12 protein-coding genes are annotated in these 13710 nt (G+C 37.4%); 4 read left to right on the top strand and 8 right to left on the bottom strand.

Features of this window, described 5'->3' with window-relative positions; translation table 11 throughout:
- Positions 1-106: 106 nt before the first annotated feature.
- Together H6F62_RS13955 and H6F62_RS13950 are read right to left on the bottom strand one after the other, a co-directional pair.
- Positions 107-436, bottom strand: coding sequence for a hypothetical protein (locus tag H6F62_RS13955; protein WP_137908877.1), 330 nt, complete (start codon positions 434-436; stop codon positions 107-109).
- A gap of 202 nt (positions 437-638) precedes the next feature.
- On the bottom strand, positions 639-1040 hold the full coding sequence (locus tag H6F62_RS13950) for a fasciclin domain-containing protein (RefSeq protein ID WP_028082616.1): 402 nt from the start codon (positions 1038-1040) through the stop codon (positions 639-641).
- A gap of 114 nt (positions 1041-1154) precedes the next feature.
- Between H6F62_RS13950 and H6F62_RS13945 the strand changes: the two genes are divergently transcribed.
- Positions 1155-2093: a putative 2-dehydropantoate 2-reductase gene (locus H6F62_RS13945; protein WP_190372296.1), complete on the top strand. Its 939-nt coding sequence runs from the start codon at positions 1155-1157 to the stop codon at positions 2091-2093.
- A 177-nt stretch (positions 2094-2270) separates the two neighbouring features.
- Positions 2271-2981 carry a ribose-5-phosphate isomerase RpiA gene (gene rpiA / locus H6F62_RS13940; RefSeq protein ID WP_190372295.1) on the top strand — a complete coding sequence of 237 codons (711 nt, stop codon included), beginning with the start codon at positions 2271-2273 and terminating at the stop codon, positions 2979-2981.
- A gap of 398 nt (positions 2982-3379) precedes the next feature.
- On the opposite strand, the gene H6F62_RS13935 is transcribed toward rpiA, so the two are convergent.
- The 3 genes from H6F62_RS13935 to H6F62_RS13925 all read right to left on the bottom strand — a co-directional run bounded on the left by H6F62_RS13935 (position 3380) and on the right by H6F62_RS13925 (position 5441).
- Positions 3380-3781 (bottom strand): transcriptional regulator, encoded by a 402-nt coding sequence (locus H6F62_RS13935; RefSeq protein WP_236097162.1) that lies wholly within the window; start codon positions 3779-3781, stop codon positions 3380-3382.
- Positions 3765-4064 carry a type II toxin-antitoxin system HigB family toxin gene (locus H6F62_RS13930; RefSeq protein WP_137908881.1) on the bottom strand — a complete coding sequence of 100 codons (300 nt, stop codon included), beginning with the start codon at positions 4062-4064 and terminating at the stop codon, positions 3765-3767. Before H6F62_RS13930 ends, H6F62_RS13935 begins: the two co-directional genes overlap by 17 nt.
- A gap of 66 nt (positions 4065-4130) precedes the next feature.
- Positions 4131-5441, bottom strand: a complete 1311-nt coding sequence (locus H6F62_RS13925; protein WP_190372294.1) for a hemolysin family protein — start codon at positions 5439-5441, stop codon at positions 4131-4133.
- Positions 5442-5858: 417 nt separating this feature from the next.
- Between H6F62_RS13925 and mfd the strand changes: the two genes are divergently transcribed.
- Complete coding sequence (mfd, locus tag H6F62_RS13920; RefSeq protein WP_190372293.1) at positions 5859-9353, top strand: transcription-repair coupling factor; 3495 nt, start codon at positions 5859-5861, stop codon at positions 9351-9353.
- Positions 9354-9449: 96 nt separating this feature from the next.
- Entirely contained in the window at positions 9450-10007 is a 558-nt protein-coding gene (locus H6F62_RS13915; protein ID WP_137908883.1) for a Uma2 family endonuclease, read from the top strand.
- A gap of 192 nt (positions 10008-10199) precedes the next feature.
- Here the strand turns inward: H6F62_RS13915 and H6F62_RS13910 are convergent, their stop codons facing one another.
- From H6F62_RS13910 to H6F62_RS13900, 3 genes are all read right to left on the bottom strand, one after another.
- Positions 10200-11012, bottom strand: coding sequence for a Uma2 family endonuclease (locus H6F62_RS13910; RefSeq protein ID WP_137908884.1), 813 nt, complete (start codon positions 11010-11012; stop codon positions 10200-10202).
- 124 nt (positions 11013-11136) lie between these two features.
- Positions 11137-12090, bottom strand: coding sequence for an NAD-dependent epimerase/dehydratase family protein (locus H6F62_RS13905; protein ID WP_137908885.1), 954 nt, complete (start codon positions 12088-12090; stop codon positions 11137-11139).
- 195 nt (positions 12091-12285) lie between these two features.
- The gene (locus H6F62_RS13900; RefSeq protein WP_028090925.1) at positions 12286-13608 is read right to left on the bottom strand and encodes a CO2 hydration protein; all 1323 of its coding nucleotides are present in this window, start codon (positions 13606-13608) and stop codon (positions 12286-12288) included.
- Positions 13609-13710: the final 102 nt, after the last annotated feature.

Here is a 13710-nt window from a genome sequence, read left to right as displayed (position 1 = left end):
CATAGTCAGAATAGTGATTTATATTTTTAACTACTATTCTGACTGTTTATAAAAAAAGCCAAATATCCAGTTTTTGGTATTCCTGAAATTTTGACTTTTGTTGTAGTTACTTACCAAGAGAAAATAATTGTAGAGAATTTCTCCGCCAGATAATTAGCAAAAGATTGGTCAATAAACAAGTAACTGCTAGGGACAATAAAATATAAGTTGGTGCCATGACTACACCAATCATAAACCAAGTATAAACGTGCAGCACCATGACACTGGCAAATAAACAGGCTAATCCTGTAGATATCCATACTTGACCCAGGGGACGATTTAGGAAGGTGAGGATAATCGTTAATAAGGTTGTTAGGATATTGGCCGGGACAAGAAAGGCACAAATGCCTATACAGTTGTTGCGGGAAAACTCAGCTAAGGTGTTGAAATCTAACATTGATTTTTGGGGATAATTGTCGGTACTTATGATTAAGTTTTATTGTAAATAATAGATTAATAAGATTATAGTATATCAAAAGTGAGTAATCATAGTATTTATGTTACTTTTTTTAAAGAATTAGCCTTGACAACTAAATTTATTCATAATAGAGACGCTGTATAAAACGTCTCTATAAGATTTCCCAAGTGAAAAGGTGGGATTAACCCATCAAAATCACAGTATCAATAACATGAATCACGCCATTATCTGCAACAATATCGGCGGCTAAAACTGTAGCATTTTTCACCTCAAAACCATGATCACAATTAATTTTAATAGGAGAACCTTCCACAGAAGTTACTGTACCCAGTTTTGCCAAATCATCCTTTGTTAACTTACCAGGAACGACATGATAGGTTAAAATCCGTGCTAACTGGGGAAGGTTTTGTAATAAAGTTGTAATTGTGCCGGGGGGCAATTTGGCAAAAGCATCATCAGTGGGTGCAAACACGGTAAATGGACCGGGACTTTTTAATGTTTCTACTAACCCAGCAGCGGACACAGCCGCTACCAAAGTTTTAAACGCATCATTACTAACTGCAATATCAACAATATCAGCCATTAATTTTACCTCACCTTATATCTAGCAAAGGTTCTAGAAAATAGTAAATCATGTTTAAGTTTAATTAGCTACAATTCTGGTAAAATCTGACCTGATGATTTTTCTATACATAATATGGTTAAACGCACTTATGCAATATTGGGAACTGGTGCATTAGGCGGATTTTATGGTGCAAAACTGCAAAAATCCGGTTTAGAAGTTCACTATTTACTCAAAAGTGATTATCAACAGGTAAGGGAAAACGGTTTAATCATTGAGTCTAAAGACGGTGACTTTACCCTCCCCCAAGTTAATGCTTATAACAATGTAGAAAAGATGCCACAGTGTGATGTGGTAATAGTATCATTAAAAACTACTCAAAATCAACTTTTACCCGATCTATTACCACCAATAGTTAAGGATAATGGGACGGTATTAGTATTACAAAATGGACTGGATATAGAGGCAGAAGTGGCGGAAATTGTCAGCAATGTTAGCATTATTGGTGGCTTATGTTTTCTCTGTTCTAATAAAGTTGCACCAGGGCATATTCATCATTTAGATTATGGACAAATTACTTTGGGGGAATATACATCTAATTATCAATTAACTGGCATTACTCAAAAAATGCGGGAAGTTACAGCAGATTTTGAAAATGCGGGCATATCCATAGAACTATTAGAAGATTTACTATTAGGACGGTGGAAAAAATTAGTCTGGAATATTCCCTACAATGGTTTATCTGTAATTCTTGATGCGAGAACTGATGAATTAATGGCAGATATTCATACTCGACAATTAGTAGAAAATTTGATGTGGGAAGTAGCAGCAGGGGCAAAAAGTACAGGCAGAATTATTCCTGAAAGTTTTATTCAAACCATGTTAGATTACACTGTAAAAATGAAACCCTACCGCACCAGTATGAAAATTGATTTTGATGAATGTCGTCCTTTAGAGATAGAAGCAATTTTTGGCAACCCATTTAGGAAAGCCGAAGCAGCGGGTGTATATTTACAACAAATTCGCTGTTTATATCAACAATTGAAGTTTTTGGATATGAGAATGAGAAAATAAATTTTAAGTTTAACTAATTTAGGACTTAGGTACAAGTCACTGAATAATGAACCACGAAGGAAAGAGTTTCTCCAGATATTTTGCATAACTCCTATAATTACTAAGCTAAATTGATCCTCTTTTGTAGTATAGTCGGCTGTAACAGTACCTTGGCATGAGTTTTTCAGGAGTTAAAGAATGTCCATACCAGCAGACCCAGTTAAATTGATGAAGCAAGAAGTTGGCAAGGCCGCGGCCAATTTGGTAAAATCAGGTTCGATAGTCGGTTTGGGTACAGGTTCAACCACAGCCTACACAATTCAGTATTTAGGAGAACGGCTCAAATCTGGAGAACTTGAGGATATTGTCGGTATTCCCACCTCATTTCAGTCAGAAGTTTTAGCAAAAGAGTATGGCGTTCCCCTCACTACTTTAGACGCTGTGGACCATATTGATATTGCTATAGATGGTGCGGATGAAGTAGATCCCCATAAAAACTTAATTAAAGGTGGTGGTGCCGCGCATACCCGCGAAAAGGTTGTAGATTACTTGGCAACACAGTTTATTGTGGTCGTTGATAGTGGTAAACTAGTAGATAAACTGGGTTCTGTGTTTGCTGTCCCTGTAGAAGTCATTCCTATGGCGCTTACTCCTGTCACTAATGCTATTAAAGCGCTCGGTGGTAAGCCAACACTGCGTATGGGTGTAAAAAAAGCAGGACCTGTGATCACTGACCAAGGTAATATGGTTTTAGATGTGACATTTGATCAGATCGAAGATCCTGTAAATCTAGAAAAAACTCTGAATAATATTCCTGGTGTTCTGGAAAATGGTATTTTTGTCAATTGTGCAGATATCGTTCTTGTCGGTGAGGTTATTGACGGTAAACCTGTTGTTAGACAGCTTTAATTTCCTGATGTAATGGTGTAAGTTAATGGTTAGAAAAAAGGAAGAAAATGGTTTTTTAGTACCCTTTTTTCTAACTGAAACTCAATAAATTATCTATTGAGTCTGGTATCAGTGAACGGGATTTTTTGTCTCACGCAGAGGCGCAAAGGTCGCAGAGGAAGAGAGAAATACCTGAACATATTTGATTATTTATATGTTATTTATATGGTTAATACAGCAGTTTCCGAAGTTAGGAGGTAAGCCCAGAAAGAATAAAAATAGATATCGTCATGAAAGCATATTTAACCTATCTCTGATATTTTATTTCATAAAAACGGGAATTGCTGTGATTGTGGGAGTGTTTCGGAATCAGAAATACCCATGATACAAAAATGGGATTTTGCTGAAAAAGTCGTTTTTTAGCTAACAAACAAACTAGCATCGACTTTTAAAAATTTCCCCAAAATATTAGCTTGTTCTTGCGTCACTCCCACCTCACCATTAATTATCTGAGAAACCAAATTACTTGAACCAAAAATAGAAATTAAATCATCTGTTTCCAAACCCTGCGCTTCCAGCAAATGCAAAATTCTTGAAGCAGGAGTAGAAATATTTAACTGATAATGCTGACTTTCAAAGTCTTCAATTAGCCTCATTAATAACTCCAATAAGGTATCTTCTTCTGAAGTTAGATGAGAACGAGAAAGTAAATCTTCCACAACTGCTAAAAACTGCTCATTTTCTTCCTCCGTTTTTATTACTCGTGGTTGATACTGGGACAGTAATTTGCTGTAAGCGTCTGAATTAAAAGTAAGGGTCATTTTTCCAGTAGTCTTTGTCATATTCTGCATGAGTTAAGACATATTTAATATAGATTACCTGTTTATCATAATTAATACTAGAAATCAAACGGTATTTATTGCCTTTAATATTGAAAACTGTGAAATTACCAACAGCTTCAGCTTTAGGATAAACAGATTGTACTTGTACTAAATTACGCCAATCAGCTTTACTAGCAGTAATATACCAGTCGTCAAGAATTTCACAACTGTTTGCGTGTTCCTGACAAAAATCTCTGAGCTTTTTCCGGCTGATAACGTGCATTAAACAAGAAAAATTAAAGACAATAAATAGATAATTTCTAGTTTATCACCAATTACCAATTACCAATTACCCATTATTCATTCTCCTGGGTACAACTAATACTTTATCAACCCGATTTCCGTCCATATCCATAACTTCAAAGCGCATATTATCCCATTCAAAATGATCTGCTGCTGCGGGAATACGTCCTAAATGGGTGATCACAAAACCTCCTAATGTTTGATAATTTCCCCTTTCTTCAGTTTCTAATTCTTCGAGATCAAATAGTTCTAAAAACTCTTCTATTCCTAACATTCCATCTACTAACCAAGAACCATCTTCCCTTTGTACTGCTTGGGGTTCTTCTTGTCCTGGTCCTGCGGGAACATCACCGACTATTTCACTCATGATATCATTCAGGGTAACTAATCCCTGTATGACTCCATATTCATCTACGACTAAGGCCATGTGAGTCGCGGTTTGTTTAAACAGTTCTAAAACTCTTAATCCCCGCGTACTTTCGGGAACAAATACGGGTTGACGTAATCCCAGGGTTAGATCTAAGGGTTCATTACGTAAACTTCTGGCTAGTAAGTCGGTGACAGGAATTATACCCAGAACTGTATCCAATCCCCCTTGACAAACTGGATACCGAGAGTAGGCGCTTTCGGTCATTTTTTGGCGGTTTTCTTCAGCAGGATCTTCCAAGTCTAACCAGACTATATCAGGTCTGGGTGTCATAAAGGAGGTAACGGGGCGATCGCCTAATCGGAAAACCCTTTCTACCATGTCTTGTTCGGCTTCTTCAAAGGTCCCTGCTTCCGTACCTTGTTCGATTAAGATTTTAATTTCTTCTTCTGTGACTTGGGGTTCTTCTGAGGGTGTAATTCCTAAAATTCGCAATACTAGGTCTGTAGATGCACTTAAAAGATAAACTACAGGTGAGGCGATTCTTGCTAAAGCCCGCATAGGTATAGCTACAAAAGCGGCGATTTTTTCGGGGTTATTTAAAGCGAGACGTTTGGGTACGAGTTCACCGACAATTAGGGAAAAATAGGTAATGAGTAAAACAACTATCCCAAAGGCGATCGCATTACTATAATTGGCTAAAATGGGGACTAGCTTAATATAGTCTTCTAGTCTTTTGGCAATAGTAGCACCTCCGAATACACCATTAAGAATATTAATCAGTGTAATCCCCACCTGGACAATAGACAAAAAATGATTGGGAGATTCTGCTAATTTTAATGCAGCCCTAGCGTTAATATCCCCTTGGTTAACTAACTGCTGTAGTCTAACTTTCCGGGACGAGACTACGGCCATTTCCGACATGGAAAACACACCGTTGGCGAAAATTAGCACCAAAATTGTGAAAAGTTCAAAAGAGAGGGAAGACATTTTTAAAATTGCTGGTATAAAGAGTAAAATTATACGGAGTTCCAAAATTCGGGCTAATGTTAATTAAATCTGACTTATTTTAGTATCCATTATTTTAGGTGATTCTCTTAAATACTTTGACTATAAACAAAGTAGTGGTCAGATTTCTTCTATCTATTAGCAGTTAAGAGTCTAATTATCAAGTAAATATTCAGTAGGGTGTGTTACGCTGAAAGTAACACGCTTTAGTAAGATGTTACTAGAATTATACAAGTTAAATCCAGTCTGGTTGATCTAAGGTTGACTTGATAAATCATTTCTAGGCTAGATTTTTTGCCCCTTCACTGTCAAGAGAGCGATTAAAACTTTTAAAATAGTTGATATCAAGGGCTTCTAGATTTTCATATCGGTAACAACTGCCAATTTAGCGTAAAACTTATGCCATTTTCTTCTATTGTCCGTGCTTTGTCCCGATCTTTGCTGACCGCAGAACTAATCACTAAACTCAACAAACAACAGGAATTGCGGTTAAATGGGATTTCTCGTTTCCCCAAGGGACTGGTAGCTTCAGCATTAGCAAATTATGAAGATCAAAATTTGTGCGTGGTCTGTGCTACTCTGGAGGAAGCTGGGCGGGTTTTCGCCCAAATGGAAGCCATGGGCTGGAAAACTGTCCATTTTTACCCTACTTCGGAAGCTTCTCCCTACGAACCCTTTGACCCTGAAAATGAGTTAAGTTGGGGACAAATGCAGGTTTTAACTGATTTGGTTAATTGTCAGTCGTCAGCGGTGGCTGGTCAATTAGCTAAGAATAATAATAATATAGCCATTATTGCCACTGTAAGCGCATTACAACCACATTTACCACCACCGGAGGCGTTTAAGTCATTCTCTGTGACTTTGGAAAAAGGAATGGGTTTTGATTTGGATGAATTTGCTCTAAAAATCACTGTTTTGGGATATGAACGAGTTCCCCTGGTGGAAACTGAAGGACAATGGAGTAGACGAGGGGATATTGTGGATGTGTTTCCGGTGTCTTCGGAGTTACCTGTGCGATTGGAATGGTTTGGAGATGAAATTGAACAAATTCGGGAATTTGACCCGTCTACCCAGCGTTCAGCTTTGGATAAGGTAGAAAAAATTACCCTCACTCCCACAAGTTTCGCACCAATTATTTTAAACGGATTAAAGGATGATACATTATTAAATTCAGACGCTTTACCCCTTTTAGAAGGGGATATGAAGGAGGACAATATAGAGGGGAGTCGGCGGCTTTTGGGGTTGGCTTTTACAAAACCCGCTTCATTACTTGACTATTTACCTAAAAATACATTTGTGGCCATTGATGAGCCAGAGCAATGTTATGCTCATAGCGATCGCTGGGTGGAAAATGCTCAAAGTCATTGGTCAGTGGTCAGTGGTCAGTTATCTGTTGAATTACCTAAAATTCATCGTTCTTTTAATGATTGTTTAGGGGAAATTGGGAATTTTAAAAAATTATACTTATCAGAATTATCAGAAGAAAATAGTGGTTTGAATTTAGGGAGTAGACCTTTACCGGTAACTCCTCACCAATTTGCTAAATTAGCGGAGACAATTAGGAAAGAACGCGATCGCAATTTTGCAATTTGGATACTTTCGGCTCAACCTTCCCGTTCGGTTTCTCTGCTACAAGAACACGATTGTCCCGCGCAGTTTATTCCCAATCCTCGTGATTATCAAGCCATTGATAAACTACAAATTAATCATACACCAATTGCTCTAAAATATTCTGGTTTAGCTGAATTAGAAGGTTTTATTTTACCTTCTTATCGGTTAGTTATTGTCACTGATAGAGAATTTTATGGACAACATTCCTTAGCTAATTTCGGCTATGTCCGTAAACGTCGTCAAGGGACATCTAAGCAAGTTGATCCTAATAAATTACGTCCAGGGGATTTTGTTGTTCATCGTAGTCATGGAATTGGCAAATTTGTCAAATTAGAAAGTCTGACAATTAACGAGGAAACCCGTGATTATTTAGTTGTGCAATATGCAGATGGTTTATTAAGAGTTGCTGCTGATCAAGTTGGTTCTTTATCTCGATTTAGAACCAATGCAGATAAACCTCCAGAACTGCATAAAATGACTGGAAAAGCTTGGGATAATACTAAGAATAAAGTCAGAAAAGCGATTAAGAAATTAGCAGTAGATTTGTTAAAATTGTATGCAGCGCGATCGCAACAACAGGGTTTTTCCTATCCCGCAGATATGCCTTGGCAAGAAGAAATGGAGGATTCTTTCCCTTATCATCCTACCACAGATCAACTAAAAGCAGTACAAGACGTAAAACGGGACATGGAAAGTGAGAGACCCATGGACAGGTTAGTATGTGGAGATGTGGGTTTTGGTAAAACTGAAGTAGCAATTAGGGCAATTTTTAAAGCTGTCACCGCAGGAAAGCAGGTGGCACTTTTAGCACCAACCACTATTTTAACTCAACAACATTATCACACAATTAAAGAACGTTTTGCACCTTATCCAATTAATGTAGGTTTACTCAATCGCTTTCGTAGTGCGGAAGAAAAACGGAATATTCAAAAACGTCTCGCAACTGGGGAATTAGATATAGTAATTGGTACACATCAATTATTAGGAAAAAGTGTGCAATTTAAAGATTTAGGACTTTTAGTAATTGACGAAGAACAAAGATTTGGAGTTAATCAAAAGGAAAAAATCAAAAGCTTGAAAACTGAAGTTGATGTTTTAACTCTTTCCGCTACCCCTATTCCCAGAACCTTATATATGTCATTATCAGGAATTAGGGAAATGAGTTTAATTACCACTCCACCTCCAACGAGAAGACCAATTCAAACCCACCTCGCACCCCTAAAACCGGAAATTGTCAGAAGTGCAATTCGTCAAGAATTAGATCGAGGTGGCCAGGTATTTTATGTAGTTCCGCGAGTAGACGGAATTGAAGAAACCACTGCAAATTTGCGAGAAATGGTCCCCGGAGGAAGATTTGCGATCGCTCATGGTCAAATGGACGAAAGTGAGTTAGAATCAACCATGCTGACTTTCGGAAATAATGACGCGGATATTCTTGTTTGTACGACAATTATCGAATCTGGTTTAGATATTCCGCGAGTCAACACAATTTTAATTGAAGATGCTCACCGTTTTGGTTTATCTCAATTATATCAATTGCGGGGACGAGTGGGACGTGCGGGAATTCAAGCTCACGCATGGTTATTTTACCCCAAACAAAGAGAATTATCCGATGCCGCTAGACAAAGATTAAGAGCAATTCAAGAATTTACTCAACTCGGTTCTGGATATCAATTAGCAATGCGAGATATGGAAATTCGCGGTGTGGGTAACTTGCTAGGTGCAGAACAATCTGGTCAAATGGATGCAATTGGCTTTGATTTGTATATGGAGATGTTAGAGGAAGCAATTCGAGAAATTAGAGGTCAAGAAATACCCAAAGTTGAAGATACGCAAATTGATCTTAATCTCACTGCATTTATTCCTGCCAATTACATTACTGATCTTGATCAAAAAATGAGTGCTTATCGCGCTGTAGCCACGGTAAAATCAAAATATGAATTAAAACAAATCGCTGCTGAATGGACTGATAGATATGGTACTATACCCGTACCAGCAAATCAATTATTGCGCGTGATGGAATTAAAACAATTAGCTAAAAACCTGGGATTTAGTCGCATTAAACCAGAGAATAAACAGCATATTGTTTTAGAAACACCCATGGAAGAACCAGCTTGGAATCTATTAGCAGAAAAGTTAACTTCAAATATGAAATCTCGGTTTGTTTATTCTCCTGGAAAAGTGACAGCAAGAGGTTTAGGAGTTTTTAAAGCAGATCAACAATTGCAGACTTTAATTGATACTTTCATGAAAATGCAAGGAGCAATTTCTGAAACTCCTTGAGTTTGATTTTGTAGATTTTGGAGGTTGGGTTAAGTAACAGCGCAACCCAACAACAGTTTTTTATCAATCTCAATTAAAATCTAAATAGAGGTGACAATGGTTTTACAACTAATCAGACATCAATTTACAGTTAAACAATTTCACCAAATGGCTGAATTTGGTATTCTGTCAGAAAATGAGCGAGTAGAATTAATTCGGGGGGAAATGATTGATATGTCACCTATTGGAAGAAGACACGCTGGTTGTGTAAATAGATTAGTTAATCTGCTAATTCAGCTTTTAGGAAAACGGATCATTCTTGCACCTCAAAACCCAGTAGTTTTAAATGAAACTTCTGAACCCCAACCAGACATAGCTTTATTAAAACCACGTCCAGATTTTTATAGAAATTCACACCCCCAACCAGAAGATATATTTTTGTTAATAGAAGTGGCTGACACAACTGTAAAATATGATCGGGAGGTGAAAATTCCTTTATATGCAGAAGCAAATATTCCTGAAGTTTGGTTAGTAGATGTTAATCAGGAAATTATCGAAGTATATCGAAATTCTCTTGAGGTAATTTATCAAGATGTACAGAAGTTAACAAAAAATCAAAGTTTATCAACTTTAGCTTTTCCTGATGTGAGTATTCATCTGAGTGAACTATTTTAGTTAAATTTTATGCCCTCTTTGCGGTTAGAAACCGCTTTTACAACAGCCAAAACTGAAACTCCTTGAGTTTGATTTTGGAGGTTGGGTTAAGCGACAATGAATTTCCCAATTGGGATTAATTAGGTATCCCGCAAAAAAGAATGTAGAGACGTTCTATGAAACATCTCTACAACAATTTTAGAAACCGCACATTTAATCAATTGGATCAATACCCAGTGCGCGTAACTGTTCTGCTAACCTTTTAGCCCGTTGGCTTTCCTGTTCAGCCCGTTGACGTTCCTGTTCAGCCCGTTGCTGTTCCTGTTCAGCCCGTTGACGTTCCTGTTCAGCCCGTTGCTGTTCCTGTTCTACCTTTTCTACAGCCCAGGGTAACAAATTACCTGCTTGATCCCACCACCGTAGCCAGTAACCTATGCGACCTTCCTTTTCCCCTTCCCACAATCCCAAAAATAATCCCATATCTGTAATCCAGTAACGATTATTTGGGTCTATTGGCTGTAATTTATACTGTCCTGACTCAAGTTGATGAACTTCTAATACAGCAGTCAGGGGATCAAAAATTACATAAGTAGGAACTTGGAGAATTTGTTCATAAAAAAACCATTTTCCGGGGGGGAAAGTGCGTCTAGCTGAGTATTCTTTTCCGTCAGTATCTGAGCAAAATTCCATGACAATACTGGGAATTTCCCCTTCTAGGTGGGGTGTATAGCTGCGTCTATCTGTCACCCCAGATAAGGGTAAAACTGTCCGCACAAAAAACCAATCTGGAGCTTTGACAACAAGTTTACCATCCATGGTGGCACAGATGCCCAAATTTGCCGCTATGAGCATGGTGGGTTGAATATATCCACTTAATTCTAGACTTTCTCGTAATGCTCCAGCAATTAATGGTTGTGCAGTGTTTTCCACAGGTTCTTCTTCTAAGATAAAATCTTCGGGTAATGCTTCCCAAGAAATTGTCACTTTTGATAGTTCGGCAACGGTCGGTATTGGAGTAGCAACCATAACTCTAACTCCCTGGGTATTTTGGGGATTTTTGGTAATCTAAGATTTATATTGTCTTATTATAGCTGAATATTTACCAGGTTCAGATCCCCGACTTTTTTAGGAAGGGGGGGATCTTTGTTAGTTATACACTATACAAACTCTTCACCCATTCCCATTCCTGGGTTAAGCCATTTTTTAAGGATACTTGGGGTTGATAATTAAGGATTTTTCGGGCTTTGGATACGTCAGCAGCGGTGTGACGGGCATCTCCCATGGCTTTTTCGATATAATGGCGTTTGATGGGTTTAGCGACTATTTCCGCCATGGTATCTAAAACTTCTGATAAAATGACTCTACTGCCGCCGCCAATATTGAAAATTTGCCCTACTGCTTCTGGTACAATACTAGCAGCTAAGTTAGCAGCGATCGCATCACTGACAAAAGTAAAATCTCTGGTCTGTTTTCCGTCACCATAAACGGGAATTGCTTCGTCCTGCAACACTGCTTTAAAAAACTTATGAAATGCCATATCTGGCCGTTGTCTTGGTCCATAGACCGTAAAATAACGTAAGGATACAAACGGGACACCAAAGTTTTTATGATATAACATTCCCAACTGTTCAGCCGCTAATTTAGTAATACCATAAGGTGACACAGGTAAAGGTTTAATTTCTTCATGGGTTGGTAATGTTTCCGCGTCACCATATATGCTAGATGTAGATGCAAACACTAATCTTTTTAAATTTTCAGCATCTTTAACAGCTTCTAATAAAACTTGTGTAGCGTTAATATTCCGTTCAGTATAAGCTCGAAAACCCTTCCCCCAACTGGCTCTAACTCCAGCTTGGGCCGCTTGATGATAAACTAATTGGACATCTAAAAGCAGTTTTTGCCAATCTAAAAATTGTATATCCCCTTCTACTAAAGTAAAATTGGGGTAATGTTGAAAATTGGCGATATTTTTCCACTTCAACAGGGGATCATAATAATCATTAAATTCATCAATACCAATTACCTCTTCTCCCTGTTTTAATAATGTTTCAGCTAAGTGAGAACCAATAAAACCCGCAACTCCAGTGACAATGATCTTAGTCATTTTATATTTTGTGATTTGGCTGTAATTTTGTTTAACAGCCTAATATTAATTATTTATAACTTAGTCTAACTAAGGACATAATTTTTCCATAGATATTCAATAATTTACTGAAAAAATATAAATCTTTACAAAATCAACAAATAGGGAGATACCCAACTTCTGCAACAAGTCGGGTATCTATTTTCTCCGCAGATTCTATCTATAATCCTGTCTTTGAATATCCCGTAATCTAGCAGCATCACGCATATTATAATCACTACGAGTAAAGCGATTTAACTGCATTTCAAAAAATTCTCGATTTGCTTGTAAATGCTGGGGATTTTCATCATCTAAAGGATATAAAAGAGCAGTTCTTAAAGCTTGAATTACCGCAGATGTTACATTGTACATGGAACGTTGAAAAGTAATTCCCAATTGAATTAAAATATCCTCTTCTCCTCGACAATATTGTTGATAATAATCAACAAGATATTGAGGCAAAAAATGCAACATATCTTGCATTAATAATGTCGGAGGAATACCTGCTGTACCGACGGGAAATACATCAGCATAAAGAATACCATAATGGAAGTCTTTTTGGTCTTCTGGAACTTCCCCTGCTTGGGCATTATATGACTTTGTGCCTCTAAATGGTGCGGTGCGATAAAAAACGGCTTCCACATAGGGTAAAGCGGCTTCATATAACCAGGTAAACGCTTTTGATTTGGGGATAATTTCATAACATTCACCGTCAATATAAACATGATGGTAAATGGGGCGACCTGCAATAGCAAATATACCATTTATGAGAAAGTTCATAGCGTCAGGTACACTTTTGAAACCACCTTCATCATAAATATCTGACATTTCAAAAAATACCGGTGCCATGACTTCCCAGAAAAGTCCTAAATTAGAATAATAGGACATCATCCGACACTGTTCCAAAAACATATCAGGAAACAGTTTATAAAGTCCCAACATTAGAGGATTTTTCCGAAAATAAGCTTTAATTGCTTTATCTGCATTGGCTTGATATTCGGCTGAATCTAAATAAGCATCAAATTGGTTTACTGGTGCATACATTTTGCGGTGCCAAAGCATAGCCTGCATACAAGCTTCGGCAAATTCCATGTTGATTCTATCATGGAATAAATGATGGAATATTTTCGGCATTTTAATGGTTTCACCTTTTTCCATAAATGCCAAAAGTTCTGGGTGTGCAGTAGCTTCACCTCGCCAAATTCTTAAATCAGCATCATCACCTGCATAGTGATTATGCAGGTCTAAATATTCTTGTGGTAGGAAGTATTTAAAAGCTGGTAAAGGATCTAAAAATACCCTTTCAGCAATATATAATAAATCTCGCCAATAAAAATCCATCGGTACGGCATAAGCTTTATAAATACCGATAATTTGCATTAAATTTTCTGGTGTATCTGGTAACATTGAACCACCAGCTTCTAAGCGATGAATAATTTCTGCAAATTCGTGTTTTGAAGGAGGAATTTTGGCTTTTGGTTTTTCTGAAGTTTGTACCATAATATTTTTTGTGTTTGTTAAAACAATAGTGTATCTGTTAGTTTTCAAACCCTCCCGGAAATTCATTTCCGGGCTAATAATCAAAGTAAACTTTAGTTTACT

The organism is Anabaena sp. FACHB-1391, assembly GCF_014696755.1.
GTDB lineage: Bacteria > Cyanobacteriota > Cyanobacteriia > Cyanobacteriales > Nostocaceae > Dolichospermum > Dolichospermum planctonicum.
The sequence above is the reverse complement of the archived record's forward strand: the minus strand, read 5'-3'. Positions and strand labels throughout refer to the sequence as shown.

What these genes read in the sequence shown, in the direction of transcription:
- H6F62_RS13945 (WP_190372296.1), top strand. Translation starts at nt 1,155, where the DNA reads ATGGTTAAACGCACTTATGCAATATTGGGAACTGGTGCATTAGGCGGA.
- H6F62_RS13930 (WP_137908881.1), bottom strand. Translation starts at nt 4,064, where the DNA reads ATGCACGTTATCAGCCGGAAAAAGCTCAGAGATTTTTGTCAGGAACAC.
- H6F62_RS13955 (WP_137908877.1), bottom strand. Translation starts at nt 436, where the DNA reads ATGTTAGATTTCAACACCTTAGCTGAGTTTTCCCGCAACAACTGTATA.
- H6F62_RS13915 (WP_137908883.1), top strand. Translation starts at nt 9,450, where the DNA reads ATGGTTTTACAACTAATCAGACATCAATTTACAGTTAAACAATTTCAC.
- rpiA (WP_190372295.1), top strand. Translation starts at nt 2,271, where the DNA reads ATGTCCATACCAGCAGACCCAGTTAAATTGATGAAGCAAGAAGTTGGC.
- H6F62_RS13925 (WP_190372294.1), bottom strand. Translation starts at nt 5,441, where the DNA reads ATGTCTTCCCTCTCTTTTGAACTTTTCACAATTTTGGTGCTAATTTTC.
- H6F62_RS13900 (WP_028090925.1), bottom strand. Translation starts at nt 13,608, where the DNA reads ATGGTACAAACTTCAGAAAAACCAAAAGCCAAAATTCCTCCTTCAAAA.
- H6F62_RS13905 (WP_137908885.1), bottom strand. Translation starts at nt 12,090, where the DNA reads ATGACTAAGATCATTGTCACTGGAGTTGCGGGTTTTATTGGTTCTCAC.
- mfd (WP_190372293.1), top strand. Translation starts at nt 5,859, where the DNA reads ATGCCATTTTCTTCTATTGTCCGTGCTTTGTCCCGATCTTTGCTGACC.
- H6F62_RS13935 (WP_236097162.1), bottom strand. Translation starts at nt 3,781, where the DNA reads ATGACCCTTACTTTTAATTCAGACGCTTACAGCAAATTACTGTCCCAG.
- H6F62_RS13910 (WP_137908884.1), bottom strand. Translation starts at nt 11,012, where the DNA reads ATGGTTGCTACTCCAATACCGACCGTTGCCGAACTATCAAAAGTGACA.
- H6F62_RS13950 (WP_028082616.1), bottom strand. Translation starts at nt 1,040, where the DNA reads ATGGCTGATATTGTTGATATTGCAGTTAGTAATGATGCGTTTAAAACT.